Source organism: Pseudarcicella hirudinis (assembly GCF_900115665.1).
Taxonomy (GTDB): Bacteria; Bacteroidota; Bacteroidia; order Cytophagales; family Spirosomataceae; genus Pseudarcicella; species Pseudarcicella hirudinis.
The window spans coordinates 41,007-66,202 of the sequence record NZ_FOXH01000019.1 but is presented as its reverse complement, the minus strand read 5'-3'; the positions used below and the strand labels follow the sequence as shown (position 1 = coordinate 66,202).

Below are 25,196 nucleotides of genomic sequence, written 5' to 3'. Positions count from 1 at the left end.
TTTTCGTTATAAATCAACCGGTAAGATTTACAATTTTTTCTGAAAATTGGCTTAATCAAACTTCAGATTGTATCTTGCGGGCTGATAAAAATTGCTTGTTACTTTAATTTGACACACTTGTGAAGATTTTGCAAATAACGAAATTTGTTTCCGCCACTACATTTTTGTTCTTCTTAGGCATCATATCATGTTCACACCAGCAAAAAAGCCTGTCGGATATTCCTACCGGACCGGTCGATGTCAGAAATGACAGTCTTAATAACTTATTTGATCCAAAAGTTGCAGCACGAAAAGCTGCAAAACTTGATACTTTTTTCAAAAAGCTTCATAGAACAGGTGGATTTAACGGGGTTGTACTTGTATCACAATTCGGTAAAATCATTTACAAAGGAGCCTTCGGTTTTGCCAATTTTTCTCATAGAGATTCTCTTTCGGTTGATACTCCATTTCAGTTAGCTTCTGTTTCCAAACAATTTACAGCAGTCGCAATTATGCAGTTAAAGGAAAAAGGGTTACTTAATTATGATGATCCCGTCTGGAAACACATTCCGAATTTCCCCTATGATTCAAGTATTACCATCCGGAGTCTGCTGACACATTCTTCAGGAATACCGAATTATATTTATGCGCTTGACAGGGTTTTTAACAAAAAAAATCCCATTACTAACCAGGAAGTTGTGGATCTTTTTGCCAGATACAGACCCGGAATCAATTACCTCCCGAATTCAAGGTTCAATTACAATAATTCAAATTATGTATTGCTGGCTTATATTGTTGAAAAACTATCCGGTATGAATTTCAGGCAGTATGCCAGAAAAAACTTATTCGAACCGGCCGGAATGACCCATTCCTTCATCTATGACCCGATGCATCCTGAACAGGTGGCAGGTGCCGCAGTCGGATATTCACCAAGAAGAAGAGGTTACTGGCAGGTTCCATTTGATCATCTCGACGGAGCAGTGGGCGACAAAGGTGTTTATTCTACTGTTGAAGACCTTTATAAATGGGATATGGCATTAAATAGTGAAAAGCTGGTAAAACTCAGTACTTTGGACGATGCATTTCAGCCGGCTCATTCTTTCAGAAATCTTATTACCAAAAATTATGGATTTGGCTGGCGCCTGCAACTGATGGATGATGGCTCATGGCTTACTTTCCATACTGGATGGTGGCACGGATTCAAAAACTATTACCTTCACAATCATCGTGATAATAGCGCTATCATCGTACTGGGAAATGTAGCAAGTCATTACCTTGGCCGAATTAAGGTAGCTCAGTCAATTCTTTATCCTGAAAAAGCCTGGTATTTCATGTCCGGAGAATCATTACCAAATGAGTTGGATAGTGAATAACTGTCATTCTCTGAGTTATCGCTGAAAACTGAAAGTAACTGAATAAACGGTGGTTTGAGACAGAACAATAAAATATTCAAAAAAACCGTTCAACTGGAAAGGTTTTTGTAAATTAGACGTGCAAAACCAATCTCCTCTTCCACTTTTTCCATGTTTATCATGAAAACGAAACAAATACTACTATACTTATTTTTTGCTTTAACCGGCTTTACCTTTTCGGTTAATGCTCAATCTGAAGATGACAATGTGAAGGCGTGTATCAACAATTATCTGGAAGGTGTTACAAAAGGTGATACATCCCGTTTGAACAAAGCATTTCATCCGACAGCGATGCTCAGAAGTATAAACTCTGTCAATGGCAGACTTTATGACATTCCTGTCAGAAACTTTATTGCTAAAACTCCGGCAGGAGGTGTTCAGGCTACTACGAAAATTGTATCTTATGCTTATATTGGTATTTCAGCATTAGCTACAGTTGAATTACAATTTGCAGACTTTAAATACGTTGATTTATTGAGTATGTTGAAGTTTGGCAACGAATGGAGAATTGTTACAAGAGTATTCAGTAAAGCAGATCTGGGAGATAATATCAAAGGAGTCGGCGTTGGTAACGGAGCTGCAACTGCTTCTGCGCAGAAAACTCCGGGGAAAAAACCTTCTTCCGCTAATGTAAAACCAAAATCGGATGATGGCTGGTAGATAAGATTTAATCGCTGATAAATATACAAACAAAAAAGGCTCATTCCGTTGAAATGAGCCTTTTTTGTTTGTAACCGGAATTATTTTTCCGGAAATCAGGCATAAAACTACATATAAACAAATATGTATGCATTTACAAATCCTATAAATTCTGGAGATAACCGCTAGTTTACTACCTCTTTCTGAAGTTTCTCTTCATCTTGTTTAAGATACTCTTTTGAAATAGTTTCTATCAATTCTGTAAGTTTAAGATCTGATGAACGCAGTTTAAAAACATTGTCCATAAGCCTTGCTCCTCTTAAGCTATCGTATTCAGGAGCGATCTTTATTATTCGTTGTCTCCAGTTATTAGGTAAAAAGGCTTTACATTCTTTAACCCTGCTTTTGAGGATCTCGGCCGTTTTTTTAATGTCTTTTGGCGGCATATTATATTAATTTATATATATTTGTGTCTAACAGTTTGTGTTAAACCTACTTAGGAGTTAGGCAATTAAGCTAGGCAGGTACAAAACTATATTTTTATGAGTAAAACTTATAATTTATAAGCGAATAAATTTCATCAAAATGATGAACACCCTAAAAACAAATACCAATTGGCTTTATTAGATTACATAACCTTTTTTCAACAATTTATTAAACTCTCATATTTTTGAGTAAATTAGATTCGTAATTGGAAAAATTGTTATTTTTTACCTAAAAATTCGTCCGAAACAGTCATCAAACAATAACTTATAACATATCAAAAACAATATTTATGAAGAGAATTGAAGATAGAATCAGGGTTCTGATTGCTGAAAGAAATATGACTCTTTTACAACTAGCAATCCAGTCAAAAATTACCGAAGCTACTCTTCATGCAATACTTAACCGTAATGACGCCAAATACTCACAACTTTCAAGAATAGCCGGAGTTTTGGATGTTTCAGTTTCATATCTGACAGGTGAGAGTGATTTACAAAAACTCCCGAATGCTAAAGAACAACAGGCAGGATTTGTAAACATTAAAATGGATGAAGTATTAGACATGCAAAGACAAATTATTGATTTACAGAACAGACTACTAATGAAAGAGAACAAAATTTAATCCTGCTCCCCGCCAATCTCTATTGAATCTTGCCGCTTCTTTAACATTTATAGGATTATTTTTCCGCCGATTTATTGATAGCCTATATCAATCTGTTATTGACAAGTAAATAGAATCTATGTATAGAGATTTTATTTCTTCATTGATCTGAACGTCAATTACCTTTCTCGAAACTGTTTATCAGTTAAATTAAACAGACCCTTATTGCTTCCGCCTAAATAGCAAAAAGAAAAGTAGAGTATGCGTCACTATCAGCAGCATAGTGGGTGATATTTTTCTGCCTTTCCTGAAAAACAGGAAAAACCCCGGCTCCGGTTATAACATAATCAGAGATAAAATTTCTATGCTTATTCAAAAGCCATAAAAAAAGCCTTCAATTTTCAAAAAAGGAAATTGAAGGCTAAAGTCTTATGGTCTTGTTTCTTTACTAGTATTGCATTAAAAAGATAGAACTCAACATCATTACCAATCCAAGGATGAAAAATATAGTTGGTTTTGGAACCGGTATATTTTTAGTCCCCAATGCTGATTCATAAGGATTTTCCGGATTATAGCGAACCTCTATCGGCTGACCGATCTGAACTGAACTTGACATTCCTTTTTCTGCCTCTGTTCTGAATTCTTTTTCTCCTACATTGAAAGATACAATAGGGAAATAAATCGGGAAACGACCCGCATTGTCATCCCGTGCATAACGCTTGGTCATTTCAACAATTTTACCCTGAGTAAGAGCAGAATGCTGAAGCCATTGGCGGCGACGCTGGCTAAGGTAAGCTCCTACAACTAATAATGCTACTGCGATAATTGTAAAAACTACCATAAAAACAGGTGTCGGGCCCGCATAATTTGCAGCAGGACGACCTGATATAAGAAGAATTGAACTTAATACACTTTCCATGGTACTCTATATTTATGTACTAGAAAAAACAATTATTTGGTTGATGAATAAAATATCTGTTTCAGTCAGTTTTAAAAATTTCACTTTTTTAAGAATCTGCTTACTCCTGGGACAACGTATCTGCCCTGATATTTTAAACAAAATAAGCATAAATAAAACTGAAAATCAAGCATTTAGATATCAGACAAACATTGCTTCTATGTTTAAAAAAAGGGTATTTTGAGACATTTTTTAGCAATTTCCACAAACATTAGGTTACATTATAAACCCATTTAAGACAAGAATTGTATTTTTCTGTAAAAACTGATTTACCGGAAGCCTGTTTTGCCGAAAAAAATATTTTTTTGAAAGAAAAAATATTTTTAATGATACTTTTTCTCTGTAATCTTCAATTTTCAATCTCGTTTTGTGAAAAAACAGACATTTTCAATAAAATGCTTTGCAAAACAACAGCTCTTCACATAAAAATTGTACTAAGCACATTTTTGAGGTTTCAAATCCGGACTTTCTGATATAAATTATGCAGAATCTGCTTCGGAAAAGATCAGACTTTTTGCTAATACGCAGTATGTTACCGAAGCATTTAATTAATCGTTTTTACCCTTTAGTCAATGATAACAGATTAACCAAGAAAGACTAAATTGCATAATCAAACATATTATTTACATATTAACTCTTTTCATATCTAACAACCTTTTACATTATCTATGCGTATCTCCATAAGAATTCAGTTGATGGTCATGATGTTTCTTCAGTTTTTTACCTGGGGAGCCTGGTATGGCCAAATGTCTAAGTATCTTCTAACAGGTTTAAAAGCTTCCGGTGATCACGTTGGTAATGCCTATGCCACTTTTTCGATTGCTTCTATTATTGCCCCGTTCTTTATCGGAATGATTGCAGATCGTTTTTTTGCAGCTCAGAAAGTAATGGGTATTTTAAGCTTAATGGGTTCCGCTGTTTTATTTTTTCTCATTCAGACAACTGATCCGAACGAGTTTTTCTGGTATATTCTGGCTTACACTCTTTGCTTCGCTCCTACGCTGGCACTGTCAAGCTCTATTGCCATGAATCAAATGGAGACCCCGGAAAAAGAATTCCCGGGAATCAGAGTACTTGGTACTATCGCCTGGATTGTGGTAACTAATATCATCGGATTCTATGGTTTGGGAGATCAGGTTATTATCTTCAAAATTTCTATGGTCAGCTCTTTCATCTGGGGTATTTATTCTTTCTTTTTACCAAATACACCTCCGAAAGCAACCGGAAAAGTCAGTATTTCCCAGATTCTGGGCTTAGACGCTCTGGTTCTTTTTAAAGACCGTTCATTCCTTATTTTCTTTATTTCATCTGTTCTGATTTGTATTCCGCTTTCATTTTATTATGCTATGGCGAATCCTTCACTGACAGAATCTCATATGACCAATGTAGAAAATAAGATGTCCTTAGGTCAATTTTCAGAGGTTATTTTCATGCTCTTAATTCCATTGGCTTACAGCAGATTAGGGGTTAAAAAAATGCTGATTATTGGATTGCTGGCATGGATTACCAGATTTGTCTGTTTTGGTTACGGAGATGCTAACACTACAGAATGGATGCTTTATCTGGCTATTATTCTTCATGGAGTGTGTTATGATTTCTTCTTTGTTACCGGACAAATCTATACAGACAATAAAGCCGGTGCTAAAATCAAAAACTCAGCACAGGGTCTTATCACTTTAGCGACTTATGGTATCGGGATGGGAATCGGGTCAAAAATCTCAGGACTGGTTCTTGACAAATATACTACTTTGGATCCTGTTACCCAGGCAAGTATTCACAACTGGACTTCTATCTGGATGGTTCCGGCGGGTATTGCAATAGTTGTGCTCTTTCTATTTATCATCTTCTTTAACGATAGAAAAAAAGCTGTTACAGCTGAAATATAAGACTTTCAGATTTTACAAAATACCTTCTCATCTATTATTACGCTTTGATGAATTATACTTCTGACAATCTCAAAATAAATAAACTATGGCTAAAATTTGCATTTTAGGCGGCGGATTTATTGGCCGCTTTTATGCCAGCTCATTGCACGGACAACGTGGTCGTGATCGTGTAACTGTGGTATACGCAAGAAGAGAGGAAACAGCATCACGCTTTGCAAAAGACTATGATGTTCCTCATTTTTCAACAAATATGGAAGAGTCTGTTGCCCATCCGGAAACGGAAGTGGTTGTCATTGCACTTCCAAATAATCTTCATGAAGAAGCGGTAATGCTTTGCGTGAAGCACAAAAAAGCCGTTCTCTGTACAAAACCTTTAGGAAGAAATGCAGAAGAAGCACTCAGAATGACCAAAGCCTGTGAAGAAGCGGGCGTTTTCGGCGGTTATCTTGAAGACCTTTGCTATACACCAAAATTCCTGAAATCTTTAACCAGCGTGAAAGCCGGGCAGATCGGTCGGATTTTATGGGCAAAATCAAGAGAAACACACCCCGGTCCTCATTCTGACTGGTTTTGGGATAAAAATATGGCCGGAGGCGGTGCCATATTGGATTTAGGGTGCCATTGCATAGAAATTGCCAGAAACTTCATCGGAAAAGATGTTAAACCTGTTGAAGTAATGTGCTGGGCAGATACACAAGTGAAGCCTATTGATGCTGAAGATCATGCCATTGGGCTGGTAAAGTACGAAAACGGGGCAATCGGACAATTTGAAGTATCCTGGACTTTCAGGGGTGGTATGGATTTACGTGATGAAGTTATGGGTACAGAAGGAACCATCTGGATCAATTCATTTCTGAGAACCGGATTTGAAATGTTCTCTACAGGAAAAGGAGATGGTAATTATATTGCTGAAAAAGCTGAATCCACCTCAGGCTGGCTTTTCCCGGTTGGCGATGAAACCCACGAACTTGGTTATACAAACATGTTTACAGATATGTTTAATGCCATTGAGGAAGGAAGATCACCACAGGAATCATTTTACGATGGTTACGTAGTAAATGCAGTTATTGATGCTGCTTACAAATCTGCCAAGACCAAACTGTGGGAACCTGTCGTTCTGCCGGAATGGAGAGGACAAACCGGATTGACCAAACCATCAGTATTTGAGGAATATGATGCAGATCATTGGTTTATCAAAGATGAAATTCTCCCAAACGGAGATATCAAGGTGATTGTGAAGAAGAAAGAAAGCGGTGAAATTGTAGAATTGGTAAAACTGAATGTCTGAGACATTTTAATTTTGATAAAGAGGTTTCATTTGTAAAGATGAAACCTCTTTATATTTTCAGGGAATCTTCTGAGAAATTATAAACTCAATAATTTTAACAAACTTTCATAAGTTACCTCTCTGAAATCCTGCACTTGCAGATCGGTATGGCTAAGCTCCTGCGCAGTATGTGAGGTGGTAACACCAATTACTTTCATACCGGCACTTAAACCTGCCTGAATACCCATTAAGGCATCTTCTGCTACTATACAATGCGTCGGGGGTACTCCTAGTTTTTCGGCTGCCTTCAGGTAAATATCCGGAAAAGGTTTGCCTTTTTTAACCATCGAAGAATCAATGATTTCATCAAAATATTCCCTGATTCCAGTGTTATCCAAAGTAAAATCAATGTTATTCTTTGCTGCAGATGTTCCAACGGCCAGCTTCACGCCTTTCGATTTCAGATCTTTCAGTAGTGTAATCAATCCTTCGGCAGGTTTGATATGGTCTTTATAAATTTCACGGTAAAGGATTTCTTTTTCCTCATTCAATTCATCTGCCACCTTGGTATCAATCGGTTTCTTATAAAAATACTCAAAGGTATCCCGGGCATTTTTACCGTTCAGGTGTTCAAAAAACTCTTCCCGTGTGAGAGGAATATCATGTTTACGGCAATAGGCAAGCCAGGCCTCCACATGGTACTGAAGGTTATCTACCAAAACCCCGTCCATGTCAAAAATCAATGCAATTGTAGTCATGTTAAATTTCTAGATTAAGGCCGTCGTAGGCTAGTCGGATGAATTCGGGTAATTCATTTTCAACTTCCGCATGTAAGCCCATCTGATGGCTTAAATGTGTCAGATAGGCTACTTCCGGCTGGATTTTATTCAAAACCTCAATAGCTTCGGATAAAGTAAAGTGTGAAATATGACTCTCTCTCCTCAAGGCATTCAGCACAACGATTTTAGAGCCTTTTATTTTTTCAATTTCGGTATCGGAAATATAATTGGCATCAGTAATGTAGGTAAAATCACCGACCCGGAAACCGAAAACAGGCAATTTGAAATGCATTACATTGACAGGAATAAATCTTACGCCCTCTATCTCAAAAGGCTGATCATCTATTTCATGAAGTTTGATCTGAGGAATGCCGGGATATTTAACTTCGGCAAAGGCATAATGAAATTCTTGTCTGATCTGCTCCAGAACAGAAGGACGGCCATAAATAGGCATGTCTTTTTTCTGGAAAAAATTATAGGCTCTGACGTCATCCAGACCAGCGGTGTGGTCCTTGTGTTCATGTGTAAAAACTACGGCGTCGAGGTGGTTAATTCGTTCTCTAAGCATTTGCTGGCGGAAATCCGGGCCAGTATCTATCACAAAACTTTTTCCATCAACTTCCAGATGAACAGATACCCTTAATCGCTTATCCCGAAAATCAAGAGAACGACAAACTTCACAACCACAAGCTATAACAGGAACTCCTTGCGAAGTGCCGGTACCCAGGAAGGTAATTTTCATATAATATCTGATGACCTGTAAGCGGCAGGTTTTGTCATGTCCTGAGCTGAAACCTGCCACTCATAACTAAATCATTACTCGGTTAAGGCCTTTACCTGAGCAACTAATGCATCAAAATTAAGTGGTTTTGCTAAAAAGTCATTAAAACCGGCTTCTTTAAAATCTTCCATTGAATAATTACGGGCATTTCCGGTAATCGCGATCATTGGAAGATTTGCTTTTTCCGGTTCAGGCAATGATCTTACAGCTTTGGCACATTCCATACCATCCATAACCGGCATATTAATATCCAATAATAAGATATCAAATTGCTCTTTTTCCAGAGCATCCAAGACTTGTTGACCATTCTTAACTGAGTGAATTTCGAAATTTTGAAATTCCAATATCTTCTTCGCAAGGTTTTGGATAACAGAACTGTCTTCGGCGATTAACACTTTTTTCATCGAATTCGGTTTTAAGGGGTTTAAGTTGTAAATTTAACAAGGGCTGCTCGCATTTCAAATGATTTTATGCCTGAGGCCTTCAGTTTGCGAAGTAATTATGTTATTTAGATAAAATCCGGATACTTTTTGAATCTATTTTGAGTTTCGACGCCTGAAAAGATATTGGGTAACAGGATTCCCGGACTCTGTTAGCTGTGCCGGGATTTGTTCGCTGGAAACGTATTCCCAGCCATTCACAAATAAAAAGTTGAAAAGAGCTACCTTACTGTTGAACCCGGATGTTTTATTACCTGTATCCGTCAGTTGTTTCTGCTTTCTTGACCAGACACCTATTTCCTGCCCGAAATCCACCTCTACACAAAGACCTTTCACTCCCAAACATTTATTTATAGAAACTTCTAAATACTTTACACGGGCATCTTCATTTATATTTTTACCATTGACAACAACTTGTCCGAAAGCAAATTGACACGAAAATGTCATTAATGCAATAATGAATAGATTTTTTTTCATAAAAATAAAAGAGATGATTGTGAAAGTTCAGGTATCAGGTTCAAATGTATTTTAAGTATGTAACAAAAAATGCCGTCTCCTTGCGAAAACAGCATTTTCTGTATGAATTTTCTAATTATTTCACATTAAAATCTACTTCAACTTTATCCCATAATAAAGCTACCTTACCCGAATCTTCTGCCTTAATAGTGAAGCGTTCAGTCATAGCATGAGATTTAGATGGTACTTTTACTCTCAAAACATCATCTGCTTCTTTATAGTCATAAGCTCCCCACTGTTTGGCAGTCTTATTGATGATAATTACCCATTCTTTCTCTCCCGGAATGGTAAATAAAGCATATGTACCTTTAGCAAGTTTTTTACCTTCAATCGTTACATCTTCGGATACAGTCAGGTTTGTTGCATCGTTAGCACCGGTTCTCCAAACTTTACCATAAGGTGCAAGATCTCCGGCCCAAACATTTCTTCCTTTTACTGCCGGTTGATGATAAGTAATTGTTAACGAGGCATTACCAATTTTAGCTGAGGTTGAGGCAGGAGGCGAAGCAAGAGTTTTGTGTTCTTGTGCAAAACTTGTAAATGCAAGCATTGTAAGGGCAATTGCAAATAATTTTTTCATTGTTTTAAATTGGATTATTATGTTACGTTTAAGATTTAGTACTAATCGAATAAACGAAATTTACAGATAAAGTTCTATAAAATGACAATATTTTTATTTTTTATAACTAAATTTCAAAATATATCCTGCTCCTCCTTTTCCTTCAGAAGAGATAAAAAGGTCTCCGTTCGGGCTGAAACAGATCCCTTCCGGCTGAATATATTGTGAAGGATCCAGACTGATGAAGGCTTTTTTCTTTCCATCGTCTCCGATAATGAGTAATTTTTTCCCTACTGATGCCAAAATATAAATATCGCCGCTAAGCGGGTGAACAGATATCCCTGAAGGCTTAAAAACCCGTTCTTTTTTCTTTACATTTTTATCAAACAGGGCCTCTAAAGGTATTCCTATTACTTTCCATGCTTTTTTCTGACTTGCGCTTACAGCATAAACTACTTTTACATCATCAAGTTCTTTTTCCCTTTGCTTTACTGCCATCAGAAAATACTTATGTCTGGGATCATAAGATAAACCTTCGAATTCATTTTGGCCATCAAAATCTACCGAAATAATAGATTCACGGGGTTCTTCAGGCAAAAAGCCGTAAAGTTCGCCATTACTTTTCATGACATATATTTTCTCCCCAACTGCTTCAATACCCTCATAATCGCCTTTTTTACCAAATTTTATCTCTTTTACTATTTTTCCGGTGGTATAATCAAAAAAGAAAACCTTTCCTTCCTCATCATTCAGACAAACCAGCTGATTACCTTTATAATATGACAGTCCCGAAATTTCTTCCAGGACATCGGGTAAAATATATTTCTGATCCGGTTTACTGAAATTATAATTTAGTTTAAAATCACTGACTACTTCATTTTTCTTTTCCGATTTCTGGGAATGACATGATGACAGGGCAAAAGATGCTATTAAACAAGAATAGAGTATTTTTTTCATTATTGTTACAGGTTATTAAATCCTTATGACTGATCTTGATTTGATGAATGTTTGTCGATATGCCCAAGATTTCTGCCTGGTGCTATAAGATCTCTGACAATTTGTTTCAATTCTTTTGCTTCCGGGAAATGGCCCTCTCTTTTACGGTCGAAAATTAAGGTTTCTTCCAGAAAAATCTGATAACGTCCGCTTACTTCACTGGGTCTCAGCGCAACTTCTTTCAATTCTTCTGTAAAAGTATTGAGCAATTCCTGAGCCATCCAGGCCGATCGAAGCAGCCAGCCGCATTTCGGACAATATTCTATCGTTATTTTAGGTTTCTGAATCATTAAATATGAGTAATTAGTTTCTGCACATTACTATTTTTCCCGGTTTTTAAATGTTTTTATGAAAGTCTTTTCAGGCAATTTAGCTTTTATTACAAAATCAAAGATAAATTTGCCGGGAAAAAGATAAAATTTCATCTTAGCATTACCGTTTGTTTATACGGAAAATTCTTTTCAGCAGATGCCCCTTCAAAAAGTAACAAAAAAAGAAATTATTGGTAAAGCAACGGACGTTTTCCGTTCAAAAGGCTATCATAATACTTCTATGTCGGACCTGGCTGAAGCGGTAGGTTTGCAGAAAGGTAGTTTCTATCATTATTTCGAGAGCAAAGAAGCTATCATGAAAGCCGTACTTACTGAACTTAAAAATTACCTGAATGAACGGGTAAATCCGGTAGTTTTTGATGAAAGTCTTTCTCCCAGGGAACGACTTTCCAGACTACTGAAGTCTTTTGGGAAGACTTTACTAAGTAAGGAAAGTGGTTGTATTATTGGCAATATCACCCTGGAAACTGTTGCCATTTATCCTGATTTCAGAACAATTATTAAAGAAATTTTCGAGAGCTGGATTATTGCTTTAACTCACTTATACCTTAGCAATCATTCAGAAGAAGATGCCTTAAAACTGGCCCAGCAAACGGTAATAGAGTTTGAGGGAGCTGTGATGATGTCCAGAATTTATCAGGAAAATTCTTTTATCCAGGAATGTTATCAAAGAGCCCTGGCAAATCTTCCTTCTTAAAATGCTCCTTTTACCTTTGCGTCGATTCTCAGCACAGCTTCCTGTTTAAAATATTTTTTATATTTTTCTCTGATTTCATCGATTTTCCGGGAAGTTTCAGGTGTCATTTTATTGAGAACCATAACGACTTTGGTATCTTCAGAAACTAAAACGCCATTATTCCCCAGCCATTGTCCTTTGGCATCAAAAATGGTAGATCCTTCTGAAAAAGATTTAGCAATTACTGTATCAGAAAAAGCCTGAAACTGCTGCGCAGTAACTTTAGTTCCATCCGGAACAGACAGTCCGAAAAACAGCTCGGTTTTCGTAAATTTCATAGTTTTTCCTGCCGAACAGGAAGTTACTATTGCAGCTATTATCAGGATTGCTGGGATAATCTTACGATGCATTTTATTCATAATTAAAGGTTCCACCAATAGGTAAATTTCAATACCACTGCCCGGTTTTTAGCCAGAAGATTATCTGAAAAGTAATTATCCGTATAAACCAGGAACAGGTCTGAAGCAGGTTTATAACGCCATTGCAAACGGGCATTAATATTCAGGTTACTGAGTTGTTTGTTGTATTGAATAAAGGTTGTGAAGAACAGCTTATTTGTAAAGGTAAAATCCAGCTTGGGAGTAATAAGCCATAATTCCACACCGGAGGTGGTTTTAATACTTCCGTCCATTGAATTTTTATCAGGAATCTGTATATTTCTGATATGGTCGTATTCATACGTGACCGAAAAACTCATGTATGGCTGAAACCTGTACCCCAGTTCTCCGCTGATTGTCAGCAAATTCCCATTGGCATAATATCCTCCGTAACGTCCGAGTAAGGAATAGGTCAGCATTTTCTGCGGCGTAGAAATATAATTCACCAATCCATAAGTCCATCGGCTGTCGAAACCTGCCGGTAAGGTAATATTGGGTATTCCCTGATTAGTCGGATCGTAGGGTGCCTGTAATTTTATAAAGCTGTTTGCTCCTGAAATCAGAAAGGCGGAACGGTTCTTATAAGTTACAGCATAGGAAAGTGTAGTTTCATTATCTGTAAGATTCTGCTTATTCCAGTAAAAAACTGAATTAATTGAAACAGCCCGGTTAGCGATCTTGCTATGTGGGTTTTTAGGATAGAAATAGTATCCTGCAAAAGGATTAATCTTATAATACCCGGTTCTCTGGATAAATCCGACTTCAGCATTATAGTTTTTCCCGACGTATTCATGCTGCCACGACAAATACCAGTTCGTATTCTGGTAGGTCACATTGGCAGCCTGTACAAAAGAATCAGAGGAATCTTTCGGAGAGAAAGATTTCATATACAGCACTTTACCTGTCCAGTTATTATTTTTGGAAGCAAGGTTATATTCAAGTGCGAGGTTCCTGTTGAATTTTGAAGAATTAGGATGGAGTTTCTCATCCAGTCCAAACGATTCCTTATTTATCAATTGTAAAGAAATATTGGATCTGGAAAATACTTTTCGTTGTAAAGAGAAAATCGAAAAATTCTGCGTTGGTAAACTTGCCTCAGAATTGCTTTCTGTCTGTATATTCATCAGCCCCAATCTCCAGTCTTTATCAAGTTTTCCACTCAATCTAAGTCCGTACTGAATCCTCACAGGTTCATAAAGCCAGGTGTTCGGATTAAGACTTAATCCTATTTGCCTTGAAAAAAACGGTCTTAATCCGTCAAACCCGAAATTGTCAAACAAATCACCGTTTTCAAGAAAGAACTGCCTTTTTTCAGGATAAAACAGCTTAAAGCGGTTAAGATTGGTAATCTGCCGATCGGCATCAACCTGAGAAAAATCAGGATTGATCGTGAGATCAAGGTTCATGGAAGAAGTTACAGCCACTTTTACATCCCCCCCCAGATCCTTGCGGAAGCTGGTGTTTGTTTCAGCCTGAAAATCTTTGGAAACGCCGCTAAGTGCATAAGGAATAACAGAAATATTATTTTTAGGCGTGGGTGGAGGGGTATCCCAAAGCAGCACACCCGTGAAGGCAAGCGTTACAGGATCAAATTGCCGCGGTACAGGGGCCCATGAAGATTTTTCTCCCGCTTTTATATCATACCTGGTAAAATTGATTCCCCATCTGCCGATACCTGCTTTATAACGCATGGTTTTAAATGGAATTGCCGCTTCAAAAACCCATTTTTCATCATCAGATTTAGTAGCAGACTGCCATTTGTTATCCCAGTTGGCATTGACTTTACTTCCTTCATACACTTGTCCGTCCCATTGTGCTCCGGCAGCATTTACCCCAAAAGTAAAGCCATTGGTAAGGTCATCAAAAGTGTCTATAGAAATCAAAAAGTGATCGTTTTTATTAAAAGTAAAATCCCTTCTAAGTGACTCTACGATATTTTTCCCTTTAAATTTATTATAACAAACGGCTGAAATATAGAGATTCTGATTATCATAGGTGAGCTTTACAATGGTTTTTACGGAAGCCAGGCCAGTATCCACAGGAGTAACCATATAAAAATCTGAAGTTGTCTGAGCTTTTGTCCAGGCAGATTCGTTCAGAACTCCGTCCACTGAAATAGCAGCAGAGGTCCTTTCAACATGTATCTGAAAGCCCTCGTTCTTTTTTTGCCCAAATGCAATATATGTAATAAATGTTAGTAGTAAATGAAGTAAATGTTTTATGCTCACTGATTAATTATTATTGTGAATGTAGAAATATTGTCGTAAAAGTATAATATTAACATTTATTAATCAAAACTCAGGCACCCGGTTAACTTTTGTTAAGATAATAAATTGGTTGTTCGCGGAGAGAATAAGACAATTGGCATTGTATTTATATGAATTGAGACAATAATCTGAAGTAAAATTTTTTTAAATATTTTTAAAGTTGTAAGGGCGCAAACTTTAAAAGAGAATAGCACAGAGAATAAAGGAGTGCTTCTCTGTTTTCACATCTTTTTTTAACTTTGCATTCACATTAAGAAAACGGGAAGAATTTTCATAATTTCTATTTTCCTAATCTCAAACAGAATTACATATAACTGAATAATCAAAAACTCAAAAAATGGGAAGAGCATTTGAATTTAGAAAGGCTAGAAAATTCAAAAGGTGGGGGCAAATGGCAAAAACCTTCACGAAAATTGGTAAAGACATTGTATTAGCTGTAAAAGCAGGCGGACCGGATCCGACCTCAAACTCCCGTTTAAGAGCAATTATACAAAATGCTAAAGCAGCCAACATGCCTAAGGACAATGTTGAAAGAGCTATTAAACGTGCCACTTCTAAAGATCAGGAAGATTATAAAGAAATTGTTTATGAAGGATACGCCATGCACGGAGTTGCTGTTTTGGTAGAAACTACCACCGATAACACAAACCGGACTGTCGCTAACGTAAGAAGCTATTTTAATAAAACCGGAGGAAGTTTAGGAACTTCAGGTATGCTTGACTTTATTTTCGATCGTAAATCTGTTTTTAAAATTGCTAAAACAGATGCCATTGATGTTGAAGAACTTGAACTGGAATTAATTGATTATGGTGCGGAAGAAATTTTCCTTGATCTTGAAACCAATCAGGTAAACATCTATGGCGAATTCACTGCTTTCGGAGCAATTCAAAAGTTTCTTGAAGAAAACGGGCATGAAATTTTAGGAGCAGATTTTGAAAGGATTCCTAACGATACCAAGGAGCTTACAGATGAGCAAATGGCTGATGTTGACAAACTTATTGAGAAATTAGAAGAAGATGATGACGTTCAAAACGTATATCATAATATGAAATAATTTCTTTATTTTTGGATTATGGCATGAGCCAATTCATGCCATAATTTCCTGAAAATGAAATATATCATTCCTTTGCTGTTTCTTTCTATTTCGCTGTCCGGACAAAATAGCGAAGTCCAGGTCACTTTCCAAAAAATACCACTGCCTCTTATCCTTACCAAAAGTTCCGTTACCGGAATAATTGATAACCGTAAATCTGCTGATAAATCATCTAAAATCATTATCAGATCCGACAATGAGAAGCGTCCCCTGTTTCTTCAAAAGAATTATCTTACCGCAATCAGAAGTTTTTTCTCAAAAAATCCGGAGAATGCCGACACGGACTATAATATCATCCTGAAAATTAATGACTTTAATATCCGTGAAATTCCTGAATCTCCAGCCAAAATAAAAGGGAACCTGGGAGTAGATATTGATTTTCAGATATTCCGAGATTCAACTTATGTACCTTTATGCAACTTTAAAACTAATTTTATTTATTCAAGGCCGAGCAAAGATGACACGGAACATATAGACTGGCTGGTTAAAAATGCCATGCTTTCCGCCACAAAATTCTATAATAAATGGTTTGGCATCCAGAAATATATCAACCCGAAATTTGCAAAAGGTGTTCGGGTTTTAGTTAAACCGGATTACTATTTCGGTAATGATACTGATACGGTCTTCTATCATCCTGATCGGAAACTGACCTGGAATGATTTTCAGGCAAAACCACTTAGCACGTCAAGATACACAGCTCAGATTTTTAGCAACTTCGAATATCTCGCTCCGGTAAAATACGAACATGATAGTCTGGTGATTGAACTGACCATGAAGACTTACATGCTTAAAGACATGTCGTGGAAATCCATTGACGCACCGGGAGATTATAGTCTGAAACATGAACAGACCCATTTTGATCTGACCAAACTTATTGTAGAACGTTTTAAAGCCCAAGTTCTGAAAACAGAGTTTTCCATTGAAGATTACGACAGCCAGTTTCAGTTATTATTCATTGATTTATACCGGGAAATGAATATCATGCAGAAAAAATATGATCAGGAAACCTTACATGGATTGAATGAGGCGGAGCAGAGTAAATGGGAACAGAAAATTGCCGGAGAACTAGGGCAAAAAAATTAGCTAATGAGCTCATGATCCATTAGCTAATAAAATGAAAACTAAAATATACTAAAATTAATGTTCATGCTCAGCGTCATAGGCAACTGCAAAAACTACTCCTTCCAATATAGTTCCTAAAACGGCGGTAAAAGTGTCGGTAAAATACCAGAGAATAAATAAAAAAAAGACAAACGTGGCTACTAAAACCCAGTTTGGTAAATCTGATGAATGTGAGTGGCTATTTTCCATAGAATGATGGTTTTTGAAAGATTAGGACTAAGTTATGAAAAAATCAGAATATTCCAAGTTGACTATTTAAAATTTTATAAATCCCGCGAAATACTTCAGTCTATAGCTTAATTTTTGAAAACAGCTTGTTACTTTTTACCTGAAAATCAGTTTTACAGATGGTAATGAGGCTATGAGTTACAATCTTTTTCCCTCTTTCCACCATATTTTAAATCATCTTTTGTTAATTTTATTGTTAAGAAATTCCTGCCGCCAGTTATACCACTTGATTCAATACATGATAAAAAGAATACTTAATTCGGTACGTTTTCTCAGATCTTTATTATGGGTCGGCTTCATTCTAAGAATTATTGTTTACATCTTTCTTCCTCCGGCCAATTCAGATGCTCATGCTGAAATTGTAAATTATATTGCTCAAAATCATAGTCTTCCGTTAACAAGGCAAATTTTTCTGGCTTGCCATCCTCCTCTCTATTATTTATTAGCACAGCCTTTTTATTTCTTTGATACACCAACCGAACTTAAACATACCCAGTTTCTTTCGCTGATATTTTCCTGTGTCAATCTGTATCTGATTTACAACTTATTAAGGAAATTACCGATCCCGATGCTTTCCAAAAACCTGAGCTTTATGCTTGCGGTCTTTTCTTATACCTATCTGACTTACTCACTTTACGTTTCTAATGATCCTTTGTCATTTATGATGGGAACCTGGATTATTTCAAAAGTATATGATTACATTCAAGATCAATCTCTGAAAAATGAGCGCTTCCTGGCAATACTGACGGGATTGGCTTTACTTACCAAGACAACATTTATCAGTTTTGTACCAATTATTTTAGGGGTGCTTATTCTGGTCAGATTCAGACGGAAAGACTCCGGGCTGGCTATCCTTAAAGCATTGGCAGGTTTTTCAGCAATAATGCTGGTCCTTGGTTCTTATAAACTGCTGGAAAACTGGTATTATGAAGGGAATCCTTTTGTTCATAACCTGGATTTCTTTCCATTAGGAGGTCAGGATATTTATCAGGGCATTAAGTCTGTCATCAATTTCAACTTACCAAATCTCATTGAAAATCCGGTTTTTGATGAGATCCATTCAAGCAGACATTCTTATCCATTAATGCTGTATGCAACATTCTGGTGGAGCAAGCATATTAGTTTTGAGAATGGTTTTGAACTGGCTGCAAAAACCAATTTCAAATACGTCGGGAGCGTAATTTATATGCTTGCCTTTATTCCAACCCTGCTTTTAGCACACGGAGGTCTGCTACTTTGCAAAAAGACTTTTATGGTCTTAAAAAACTATAGTTTACAGAAAGAAGAAACTTTTAAGATTGACTTTTTCTATATTACAGTCTTCCTGCTTCTTCTTTCGAGTATTGGTTTTACCATTGCTGCCGGAATAAAATACGACGATTGGCCTTTTTTCCATTCCAGGCTATTTTCTCATGCCTTTTTTGGTTTTGTACTGATGATGGCCATGAGTCTTGAAGTCATTTCTAAAAAAAGTAACTTCTTCATTTCAGTATTTGCCTGGATCATGATACTGCTATCCGCAACTTTTGTCTTTTATTTTGCCGGAGAAATCTGGGCGATTGTTTCCGGATATTCCTTTACTTAACCCCTTTTTCAGCCATAAAGTGTGTAATTGTATTTGTCCAGATCCGGTATCCTTTTGTATTAAGGTGTAAATTATCTGCTACAAATATATCTTTCAGCAATTCATTCTTTTCATCAAAAAACGGGCTGAAGGTGTCTATGAATTTACACATTTATTCGCAGCACAATAAGTTTTTTATATAGCCTGTCTAAGTTCTTCAATCTGGCAATGCTGGGTCAATAAAACTATCTGCCTGAGTTGAATCAGTGAAGTAATGAATCTAATGGTTGTCTGTAAGAAGGAGCAGGAACAGAATATTTGTAATTGTCCCGTTGATCATAATCATATTTTGGCTTAGAAGAATTATTGCATGACACTATACGAGAGAGGGCTGTAAATATAAATACTGGCAACCAAATCCAAGGACCTTCTAGTTGAGATTCACGACGACTTTTACTTTTTCGGGCACAAATTTCATGGTTTTGGGAAATAACCTGCTTCAATGATTCTTCACAAAGTGTTTGTTCAAGTTGAGCACTTATTTCATATGTCCATTCATAATCTATTTTTTGAATTCGAACTATATAATCAATAGCACTGACACAATATAAATTACGAGTTTCTTCAAAAGAGCTTGGCAAATTATTCAGAAAATCAGTCCAATTAGGTTCAGAAATAAATCCAAATGCAAGTTTATTAGTTTTTATATCCGGTAATTTCTTAGCATTATTAATATCATTGATAACATTTTCTATTCCGTAATAAAGTGATTCATAAATTATCAAACTATGAGCCTCGCTGAAATTTGGAATAAAATCTAAAATATTCGCAAATAATCGAAACCTTCCTTTCTGAAAATTGAATTTAACATATTCACCAAAGGCTTCAAGCATTATGTTTTGAAGCAAATCATTGTTTGTATTTGTATTTAAGATGTCTTTTGCCAAATCAATCGGAAATACTTTCTGTGTAGGGTTTTCCATCCAATTTAACAAAGATGTCTTACTATATATTTCTTTATGAATTGTTAAATCATCAACCACTTTTAACTGGTCAATAATCTTTAAAATAGCATCTTTTGTATAAGCGGTTCCATTAATGTTTATCGTAATATCAGTGGTTAAACTAAATTCTGCTAATAATTTACTTTTTAATCTAAGAATGCTTTCTGCGTTTATTTCATCAGGAGAAATCTGCAAACACACAAGTAAATGTAATGGTGAATGATATGACATTTTTCAATGAAAGGGTTTTTGCTTAAAAAATTGATTTTGTAATATCACTTTCACATTTTAACCTAGTCCGGTTCCTTTAATTTTAGTTTCTATTATTTCTGAATTAATAGTCAGATTATGAAGCGAAATTAGTACCGCTCTAAGTTCATCATTATGTTGTCTATCCATGGCTTTTTCACCACGTTCGATCTCTTTTTTTGCCTTGTTAAAGTCAGTGTAACTTTCTTGCGGTAATTCGGCAAATATCTTAAAATATGTGAATAGTAAAGTTGGGGTATAAAGTATTATGTTTTGTAGTAGCTTACTCGCTTTTTTAGCATGAGATTCAACAGTGATATAGCTATTACTTCTCATGGCTTGTATGCCATCCTCTTTTAATTTGTTAATATCATTCTGATATTTTTCCGGAATATCCTCAAAATAAAACAACCAGGAATTAAGTAATTCTATCTCTTCATAATATGTCTCCTTAATCTTCAAAACACGACTATTAATACTCCCGTTAGTATAAATTTGCCTAGCTAATTTTCGTTTTGCTTCATCTAACTGGTACTTTTCATCTGTAAAAGAATCTTCTTTTAAGGCCCTTACCTGATTGTATAAACTATTTGCACTCTCTAATTTTGTCTGAATTTCAGCCGCATATTCAAATTCTTCCTTTCTTATGGCTTTGTTAAGATCAAGTTCCAATTCTCTTCGCAGCTCCTGGATTTCATCTTTTAATTTTGCTATATTAACATATCGCATTGTTGGATTAAAAATTCCCTTAAATTGTTGGTCACTAATACCCAAATGCGTATTTACAGATAAATCCCGAGATTCACTCATTTCTATTTTTATCTCAACATCAGATCCTTTTACAAGATCATTCATTAACATATCTGCCTTGATCTCAATTACTCCTATTACTTTGTTTGTGCTAGGATACTGATTTGCATCACCTTCTAAAAGGTTTATAATTAAACTATCGTCAGAGTATTTTCTGATTGTTCTGCTAAGTTCCTTATAAATAGTCTTGGAGAGCGGCAAAATACTTTTACGAGCAAAAATAACTTCACATTTAGTTGAATTATTATTTAAATCATCTACCTCAATACAAATGTCTTCAGGTAAAGGTTGTCCGTACAGGCTAAATAAACCTTGAGCAATATTTATAATATCAACCTCCACATCGACAGGATTATTATCCTTATCATATATCTTTATTTGAAAAGAATTTACTCTATTTGGCATAAGTAATACAAACTCTCCAAACTTTTGGTTTAATTTCTTTAAACCTGAATCAAATCCTCCGTCACTTCTGAGAATACGATAAAAAAGTCCTTCTTTAAAATTACTGACGCTTGCGGTAATATATTCTTCTGCGTCTTTGGTACTTGCACCGTATCCTGTTAAAATAGATATTCTATTGACATCATCACTTCGGGTATCTGATGTAATCGCTTTTGATAAAGGCTTATTCCCGGCAAAATATGCTGCTCCTACGACAACTGCTGTAGTAGGATCAGCTTGAGTGTTTACCTTTATACCAGTTCTTTCACTAATTGTCTCTCTGATATAAGGGATATAAGTACTTCCTCCAATCATAATTATTTCTTCAATGTCGGCTGAAGACAATTGGTTTCTTTCTAAAATAGCTTCCAACATTGATAAGGTAGATTCAATACTATTCTCTATCACAGATTTCAGATCTTCGCGAGTAATTATTAAGTAGATATCTTCCTCATTACCTTCTTCAGAAGCATAAATAAACTCTATTTCACTAGTTAATTGGCTGCTAAGTTCTTTTTTGGCCTCTTCGGCTTTCAATAACAATATGTGGTAAAGCTTTTCATAATTGCTGTTTTTAGTATCTATTTTCTCCAGAAGTTGAAGATTACCTGTTTGTTGCATCAATTTTGGAACGATAACGTTCATCACTAAACTGCGATCAAAATCTATCCCTCCCAAATAATTATCTCCCTGATGATCAAGAACTCGTAATTCACTTTCATTAACTCCAACCAAAGCTATATCAAATGTACCTCCTCCTAAATCATAAACAAGCCATTTCCCTTCTGCTTTCTCTGTAGAATTGTACTTGTTGAAAAATGCTAAGGAGGCTGCAATGGGTTCTTGAAGAAGAGTTACTTCTTTAAAACCAGCATTATAACCACTTTGCTTGGTAGCATTACTTTGAACAGTATCAAAGCTTGCTGGAATAGTAATAACTACACTTTCAGGTATTTCTCCACTGTGAATAAAATTTTTCAACTCTTTCAAAACAAATGAAGACAATTCTAAAGGCGATATTGAAATATTGCGAGAAGGGGCGAAATAGTTTTCATCGGTACCCATTTTACGTTTGAAACTTGAAAAAACATTCAATGAATCCTTTAAGAGCCATTCGCGAGCTTTCTCACCTACGATTACGCGATCCCCACGAAAAGCTACACAACTGGGTAATGTTTCTTTTAAGCCTATTGGATTTTTAAAAACTTCGACATTTACTCCGGTAAAATGAGCCACTAATGAGTTGGTAGTACCTAAATCTATTGCAAAATTAATTGTTTTCATAAGTACATGCCTAAGGGTTAGTTTTAGATGTAAATTTATATTTTGAGGTATGGAAATTAATTAAAATCTGTACTTTACTGAAATTCTTTTAATAACCGAGCTAATCCAATAATTCTTTAAGAGCCTTGTCTATTCTTAGACAATCGCCTCAACAATTACAACTCCAACCTGAACAATTTTATTATTTTGCATAACTATAGGCTTAATTACCTCGGTTATTCTCATATTATCAGAGCATTCCCCCATTAAATTAGCCTCAACATCAGTTCGGCTATCAGTATATTTTTCACCTTGAGGGCTATAATATGTAAATTCCATTTCCTCAAGCGATTTCTTGATTCTTTGAATATGACGAATACATTGAGCTGTATCAGGAGCTTTTGCTATTTTCTTTTCAAGAACATGAAGCTGATTAGCAATTTCAATTAACTGTTTCATAGAATGAAATTTAGATTAATAGTGACTTTTCATAATAAAATAATTTTACTTAACCCCTTTTTCAGCCATAAAGTGTGTAATTGTATTTGTCCAGATCTGGTATCCTTTTGTATTAAGGTGTAAATTATCTGCTACAAAAATATCTTTCAGCAATTCATTCTTTTCATCAAAAAACGGGCTGAAGGTGTCTATGAAATACATGCCTTCAGTCTGTGAGCAATAGCTTTTTACCAGAGAATTTAACTGCTTTTGCTTATCCATATTCTGTAACCGGGCCAGGCTGGGCCTTAATCCCACGAAAGCAATTCTGGTTCCCGGTAATTCACGCTTTACCTTGCTTACAAACTCCTGAAATTCAGCATAGATAGCTTCTGGGTTTTCTCCGGAATTGATATCATTATCACCTTCATACAGAAAAATCCATTTCGGTTGATAAGGCTTTACTACCCTGTCGAAAAAATAGAGAACATCACTCATCTGTGAACCGCCAAAACCTCTGTTAATAGCCTGGAAGCCTTTCATGTCATTCGTAAAGGTTACCCAAAGTCTAAAGGAAGAGCTTCCTACAAAAAGGGTAGTTCCTTTTGCCGGTTTAACATCGGCATCCTGTTTTTCGAAGGTCTGGATTTCATTTTCGAAAGCATGCTGAGCAAAACCAAACCGGGCTGACAGTAAAAAGCAGATGATGAGTAATTTTTTCATAATTGATTCTGAATGCAATTTCAGGGATTTTGAAATGGCATTCTCTCTTTAGATTTTCAGTTTAATGTTAATTTTTCCCAAAGCGGCCGTAATTCCGATTACAATAAAAGCATAAATAAGCGATTTGACCAAACCTGCCAGTCCGTATTTCAAAAAACCAGGCAAGGCGATTCCCGATAAATCAGCCAGACTATAATACAAATACGGAATCAGATAGCAGGTAAGGGTACTTGTTCCGGCAGGTTTTATCGGTGAAAACCAGTCATTTTTGCCTTTCAGATCCACAACCCAATATACCAATGCAAAAAAGATAAAAGCAATACCGCAGCACAGAAATATCCAGGTTGGCGTGGCATGAATTTTTGAAATAATGAAAAAATTTCTTGCTGCAAATCCTGCAATCAGAAAGGCAAAGCCCGCTAATACATAAATCAAAGGCAGTTTGGTTTTACTTTCATGAGTATAATATTTTTCCAGCAGTAAAGTCGCCATTATCCCGGCAAAAGCAAATGCATGAAAAGCACCATTTCCCAAAATCCAGTCTCTCGGACCGTCCTTCCATATACTTTGGAGGAATCCGCTATGACCGGCAATCGTAAAAATGGTAAAAAAGAGCCATGAAGCGATTAAAAGAACAGGTTTCTGACGGAAAAAGAGATAGATTAGTGCAGAAACCAGATAAGTCCATCCGATAAGCCCTAAAATCCCCCACCAGGCTGGCAGCATTCCTGTCAGATTATCCTGCTCTCCTCTTTTAAATATAACAGTCAGAAATACCAGCAAGATGATTCCGGCAATTTGCAAACCATGAAAAAACATTTTTTTTGAGCCATTGGCTTTGGGATATACGTTCCAGATCAGGAAAAAACCAATGACCATCAGAATCTGAAACCATTGACTGCTGATTCCGGTAGCCCGGGCATTGATATCCGGTACATTTACAGTAAAAATGCCCATAATCAGCAGGGCGACCGAACGGATGATGATATGCTTTACGATTTCCGGATCAGACTCTCCTTTGGCAATCCGGTTTTGAATAGCAAAAGGAATTGCCATACCAAGAATGAACAGAAAACAGGGAAAAACAACATCTGCCAGACCCAGAAAATCCTCATCAGCTTTGGCATGCTCTAACCAGTAAGGTATTCCGGACAATGACCATAAATCATTCACAAAAATCATTAAAAGCATGGTCAATGCCCGGAACACGTCGATTGAACGAACTCTTTTTAACTGGTTTTCCATAGTTA

At 36.2% G+C, this 25,196-nt stretch carries 27 protein-coding genes; 9 read left to right on the top strand and 18 right to left on the bottom strand.

Going from position 1 to position 25,196, the window contains the following annotated elements:
* Positions 1–119: 119 nt before the first annotated feature.
* Positions 120–1,352: a serine hydrolase domain-containing protein gene (locus BM179_RS23055; protein ID WP_092019535.1), complete on the top strand. Its 1,233-nt coding sequence runs from the start codon at positions 120–122 to the stop codon at positions 1,350–1,352.
* Positions 1,353–1,511: 159 nt separating this feature from the next.
* On the top strand, positions 1,512–2,051 hold the full coding sequence (locus tag BM179_RS23050; RefSeq protein ID WP_177219496.1) for a nuclear transport factor 2 family protein: 540 nt from the start codon (positions 1,512–1,514) through the stop codon (positions 2,049–2,051).
* Positions 2,052–2,215: 164 nt separating this feature from the next.
* Here BM179_RS23050 and BM179_RS23045 read toward each other — a convergent pair whose 3' ends face one another.
* Positions 2,216–2,476: a hypothetical protein gene (locus tag BM179_RS23045; protein WP_092019533.1), complete on the bottom strand. Its 261-nt coding sequence runs from the start codon at positions 2,474–2,476 to the stop codon at positions 2,216–2,218.
* 329 nt (positions 2,477–2,805) lie between these two features.
* Here BM179_RS23045 and BM179_RS23040 point away from each other — a divergent pair, with 329 nt between their 5' ends.
* The gene (locus BM179_RS23040) at positions 2,806–3,135 is read left to right on the top strand and encodes a helix-turn-helix domain-containing protein (protein ID WP_092019532.1); all 330 of its coding nucleotides are present in this window, start codon (positions 2,806–2,808) and stop codon (positions 3,133–3,135) included.
* Positions 3,136–3,562: 427 nt separating this feature from the next.
* Here the strand turns inward: BM179_RS23040 and BM179_RS23035 are convergent, their stop codons facing one another.
* Positions 3,563–4,033 carry a DUF3592 domain-containing protein gene (locus BM179_RS23035; RefSeq protein WP_092019531.1) on the bottom strand — a complete coding sequence of 157 codons (471 nt, stop codon included), beginning with the start codon at positions 4,031–4,033 and terminating at the stop codon, positions 3,563–3,565.
* 707 nt (positions 4,034–4,740) lie between these two features.
* Between BM179_RS23035 and BM179_RS23025 the strand changes: the two genes are divergently transcribed.
* Complete coding sequence (locus BM179_RS23025; protein WP_092019529.1) at positions 4,741–5,958, top strand: nucleoside permease; 1,218 nt, start codon at positions 4,741–4,743, stop codon at positions 5,956–5,958.
* 85 nt (positions 5,959–6,043) lie between these two features.
* A complete protein-coding gene (locus BM179_RS23020) occupies positions 6,044–7,246 on the top strand; it encodes a Gfo/Idh/MocA family protein (protein WP_092019528.1) in 1,203 nt (400 codons plus the stop codon).
* 77 nt (positions 7,247–7,323) lie between these two features.
* Here the strand turns inward: BM179_RS23020 and BM179_RS23015 are convergent, their stop codons facing one another.
* The 7 genes from BM179_RS23015 to BM179_RS22985 form a co-directional block, all read right to left on the bottom strand.
* Entirely contained in the window at positions 7,324–7,983 is a 660-nt protein-coding gene (locus BM179_RS23015; protein ID WP_092019527.1) for an HAD family hydrolase, read from the bottom strand.
* A gap of 1 nt (position 7,984) precedes the next feature.
* On the bottom strand, positions 7,985–8,746 hold the full coding sequence (locus BM179_RS23010) for an MBL fold metallo-hydrolase (protein WP_092019575.1): 762 nt from the start codon (positions 8,744–8,746) through the stop codon (positions 7,985–7,987).
* Between the two features lie 74 nt (positions 8,747–8,820).
* Positions 8,821–9,189, bottom strand: a complete 369-nt coding sequence (locus tag BM179_RS23005) for a response regulator (protein ID WP_092019526.1) — start codon at positions 9,187–9,189, stop codon at positions 8,821–8,823.
* Positions 9,190–9,321: 132 nt separating this feature from the next.
* On the bottom strand, positions 9,322–9,702 hold the full coding sequence (locus tag BM179_RS23000; protein WP_092019525.1) for a hypothetical protein: 381 nt from the start codon (positions 9,700–9,702) through the stop codon (positions 9,322–9,324).
* Between the two features lie 115 nt (positions 9,703–9,817).
* A complete protein-coding gene (locus BM179_RS22995; protein WP_092019524.1) occupies positions 9,818–10,321 on the bottom strand; it encodes a DUF2911 domain-containing protein in 504 nt (167 codons plus the stop codon).
* A gap of 93 nt (positions 10,322–10,414) precedes the next feature.
* The gene (locus tag BM179_RS22990) at positions 10,415–11,257 is read right to left on the bottom strand and encodes an SdiA-regulated domain-containing protein (RefSeq protein ID WP_092019523.1); all 843 of its coding nucleotides are present in this window, start codon (positions 11,255–11,257) and stop codon (positions 10,415–10,417) included.
* A 23-nt stretch (positions 11,258–11,280) separates the two neighbouring features.
* On the bottom strand, positions 11,281–11,586 hold the full coding sequence (locus tag BM179_RS22985; RefSeq protein ID WP_092019522.1) for an Rdx family protein: 306 nt from the start codon (positions 11,584–11,586) through the stop codon (positions 11,281–11,283).
* A gap of 178 nt (positions 11,587–11,764) precedes the next feature.
* Between BM179_RS22985 and BM179_RS22980 the strand changes: the two genes are divergently transcribed.
* The gene (locus tag BM179_RS22980) at positions 11,765–12,325 is read left to right on the top strand and encodes a TetR/AcrR family transcriptional regulator (protein ID WP_092019521.1); all 561 of its coding nucleotides are present in this window, start codon (positions 11,765–11,767) and stop codon (positions 12,323–12,325) included.
* Here BM179_RS22980 and BM179_RS22975 read toward each other — a convergent pair.
* Together BM179_RS22975 and BM179_RS22970 are read right to left on the bottom strand one after the other, a co-directional pair.
* Entirely contained in the window at positions 12,322–12,714 is a 393-nt protein-coding gene (locus BM179_RS22975) for a DUF3574 domain-containing protein (protein ID WP_218159277.1), read from the bottom strand. The two genes, BM179_RS22980 and BM179_RS22975, sit on opposite strands and share 4 nt — an antisense overlap.
* Positions 12,715–12,725: 11 nt before the next feature.
* Positions 12,726–14,969 (bottom strand): DUF5916 domain-containing protein, encoded by a 2,244-nt coding sequence (locus BM179_RS22970; RefSeq protein WP_310586979.1) that lies wholly within the window; start codon positions 14,967–14,969, stop codon positions 12,726–12,728.
* Positions 14,970–15,345: 376 nt separating this feature from the next.
* Here BM179_RS22970 and BM179_RS22965 point away from each other — a divergent pair, with 376 nt between their 5' ends.
* The gene (locus BM179_RS22965; protein WP_092019519.1) at positions 15,346–16,062 is read left to right on the top strand and encodes a YebC/PmpR family DNA-binding transcriptional regulator; all 717 of its coding nucleotides are present in this window, start codon (positions 15,346–15,348) and stop codon (positions 16,060–16,062) included.
* Positions 16,063–16,116: 54 nt separating this feature from the next.
* Positions 16,117–17,184, top strand: coding sequence for a hypothetical protein (locus BM179_RS22960; protein ID WP_092019518.1), 1,068 nt, complete (start codon positions 16,117–16,119; stop codon positions 17,182–17,184).
* Positions 17,185–17,238: 54 nt separating this feature from the next.
* Here the strand turns inward: BM179_RS22960 and BM179_RS25450 are convergent, their stop codons facing one another.
* Positions 17,239–17,412 carry a hypothetical protein gene (locus BM179_RS25450; RefSeq protein WP_177219494.1) on the bottom strand — a complete coding sequence of 58 codons (174 nt, stop codon included), beginning with the start codon at positions 17,410–17,412 and terminating at the stop codon, positions 17,239–17,241.
* 277 nt (positions 17,413–17,689) lie between these two features.
* Here BM179_RS25450 and BM179_RS22955 point away from each other — a divergent pair, with 277 nt between their 5' ends.
* Entirely contained in the window at positions 17,690–19,036 is a 1,347-nt protein-coding gene (locus tag BM179_RS22955; RefSeq protein ID WP_177219493.1) for a glycosyltransferase family 39 protein, read from the top strand.
* On the opposite strand, the gene BM179_RS25445 is transcribed toward BM179_RS22955, so the two are convergent.
* The 6 genes from BM179_RS25445 to BM179_RS22930 form a co-directional block, all read right to left on the bottom strand.
* Positions 19,029–19,187 (bottom strand): SGNH/GDSL hydrolase family protein, encoded by a 159-nt coding sequence (locus BM179_RS25445; RefSeq protein ID WP_177219492.1) that lies wholly within the window; start codon positions 19,185–19,187, stop codon positions 19,029–19,031. The two genes, BM179_RS22955 and BM179_RS25445, sit on opposite strands and share 8 nt — an antisense overlap.
* Before the next feature lie 91 nt (positions 19,188–19,278).
* On the bottom strand, positions 19,279–20,250 hold the full coding sequence (locus BM179_RS22950; protein WP_092019516.1) for a hypothetical protein: 972 nt from the start codon (positions 20,248–20,250) through the stop codon (positions 19,279–19,281).
* 57 nt (positions 20,251–20,307) lie between these two features.
* Complete coding sequence (locus tag BM179_RS22945) at positions 20,308–22,806, bottom strand: Hsp70 family protein (RefSeq protein ID WP_092019515.1); 2,499 nt, start codon at positions 22,804–22,806, stop codon at positions 20,308–20,310.
* 135 nt (positions 22,807–22,941) lie between these two features.
* Positions 22,942–23,244, bottom strand: coding sequence for a hypothetical protein (locus tag BM179_RS22940; protein WP_092019514.1), 303 nt, complete (start codon positions 23,242–23,244; stop codon positions 22,942–22,944).
* A gap of 45 nt (positions 23,245–23,289) precedes the next feature.
* On the bottom strand, positions 23,290–23,946 hold the full coding sequence (locus BM179_RS22935; RefSeq protein WP_092019513.1) for an SGNH/GDSL hydrolase family protein: 657 nt from the start codon (positions 23,944–23,946) through the stop codon (positions 23,290–23,292).
* Between the two features lie 48 nt (positions 23,947–23,994).
* Positions 23,995–25,191 (bottom strand): DUF5009 domain-containing protein, encoded by a 1,197-nt coding sequence (locus tag BM179_RS22930; RefSeq protein ID WP_092019512.1) that lies wholly within the window; start codon positions 25,189–25,191, stop codon positions 23,995–23,997.
* Positions 25,192–25,196 lie beyond the last annotated feature (5 nt).

What these genes read in the sequence shown, in the direction of transcription:
- BM179_RS23050 (WP_177219496.1), top strand. Translation starts at nt 1,512, where the DNA reads ATGAAAACGAAACAAATACTACTATACTTATTTTTTGCTTTAACCGGC.
- BM179_RS23045 (WP_092019533.1), bottom strand. Translation starts at nt 2,476, where the DNA reads ATGCCGCCAAAAGACATTAAAAAAACGGCCGAGATCCTCAAAAGCAGG.
- BM179_RS23040 (WP_092019532.1), top strand. Translation starts at nt 2,806, where the DNA reads ATGAAGAGAATTGAAGATAGAATCAGGGTTCTGATTGCTGAAAGAAAT.
- BM179_RS23035 (WP_092019531.1), bottom strand. Translation starts at nt 4,033, where the DNA reads ATGGAAAGTGTATTAAGTTCAATTCTTCTTATATCAGGTCGTCCTGCT.
- BM179_RS23025 (WP_092019529.1), top strand. Translation starts at nt 4,741, where the DNA reads ATGCGTATCTCCATAAGAATTCAGTTGATGGTCATGATGTTTCTTCAG.
- BM179_RS23020 (WP_092019528.1), top strand. Translation starts at nt 6,044, where the DNA reads ATGGCTAAAATTTGCATTTTAGGCGGCGGATTTATTGGCCGCTTTTAT.
- BM179_RS23015 (WP_092019527.1), bottom strand. Translation starts at nt 7,983, where the DNA reads ATGACTACAATTGCATTGATTTTTGACATGGACGGGGTTTTGGTAGAT.
- BM179_RS23010 (WP_092019575.1), bottom strand. Translation starts at nt 8,746, where the DNA reads ATGAAAATTACCTTCCTGGGTACCGGCACTTCGCAAGGAGTTCCTGTT.
- BM179_RS23005 (WP_092019526.1), bottom strand. Translation starts at nt 9,189, where the DNA reads ATGAAAAAAGTGTTAATCGCCGAAGACAGTTCTGTTATCCAAAACCTT.
- BM179_RS23000 (WP_092019525.1), bottom strand. Translation starts at nt 9,702, where the DNA reads ATGAAAAAAAATCTATTCATTATTGCATTAATGACATTTTCGTGTCAA.
- BM179_RS22995 (WP_092019524.1), bottom strand. Translation starts at nt 10,321, where the DNA reads ATGAAAAAATTATTTGCAATTGCCCTTACAATGCTTGCATTTACAAGT.
- BM179_RS22990 (WP_092019523.1), bottom strand. Translation starts at nt 11,257, where the DNA reads ATGAAAAAAATACTCTATTCTTGTTTAATAGCATCTTTTGCCCTGTCA.
- BM179_RS22985 (WP_092019522.1), bottom strand. Translation starts at nt 11,586, where the DNA reads ATGATTCAGAAACCTAAAATAACGATAGAATATTGTCCGAAATGCGGC.
- BM179_RS22980 (WP_092019521.1), top strand. Translation starts at nt 11,765, where the DNA reads ATGCCCCTTCAAAAAGTAACAAAAAAAGAAATTATTGGTAAAGCAACG.
- BM179_RS22975 (WP_218159277.1), bottom strand. Translation starts at nt 12,714, where the DNA reads ATGCATCGTAAGATTATCCCAGCAATCCTGATAATAGCTGCAATAGTA.
- BM179_RS22965 (WP_092019519.1), top strand. Translation starts at nt 15,346, where the DNA reads ATGGGAAGAGCATTTGAATTTAGAAAGGCTAGAAAATTCAAAAGGTGG.
- BM179_RS22960 (WP_092019518.1), top strand. Translation starts at nt 16,117, where the DNA reads ATGAAATATATCATTCCTTTGCTGTTTCTTTCTATTTCGCTGTCCGGA.
- BM179_RS25450 (WP_177219494.1), bottom strand. Translation starts at nt 17,412, where the DNA reads ATGGAAAATAGCCACTCACATTCATCAGATTTACCAAACTGGGTTTTA.
- BM179_RS22955 (WP_177219493.1), top strand. Translation starts at nt 17,690, where the DNA reads ATGATAAAAAGAATACTTAATTCGGTACGTTTTCTCAGATCTTTATTA.
- BM179_RS25445 (WP_177219492.1), bottom strand. Translation starts at nt 19,187, where the DNA reads ATGTGTAAATTCATAGACACCTTCAGCCCGTTTTTTGATGAAAAGAAT.
- BM179_RS22950 (WP_092019516.1), bottom strand. Translation starts at nt 20,250, where the DNA reads ATGTCATATCATTCACCATTACATTTACTTGTGTGTTTGCAGATTTCT.
- BM179_RS22945 (WP_092019515.1), bottom strand. Translation starts at nt 22,806, where the DNA reads ATGAAAACAATTAATTTTGCAATAGATTTAGGTACTACCAACTCATTA.
- BM179_RS22940 (WP_092019514.1), bottom strand. Translation starts at nt 23,244, where the DNA reads ATGAAACAGTTAATTGAAATTGCTAATCAGCTTCATGTTCTTGAAAAG.
- BM179_RS22935 (WP_092019513.1), bottom strand. Translation starts at nt 23,946, where the DNA reads ATGAAAAAATTACTCATCATCTGCTTTTTACTGTCAGCCCGGTTTGGT.
- BM179_RS22930 (WP_092019512.1), bottom strand. Translation starts at nt 25,191, where the DNA reads ATGGAAAACCAGTTAAAAAGAGTTCGTTCAATCGACGTGTTCCGGGCA.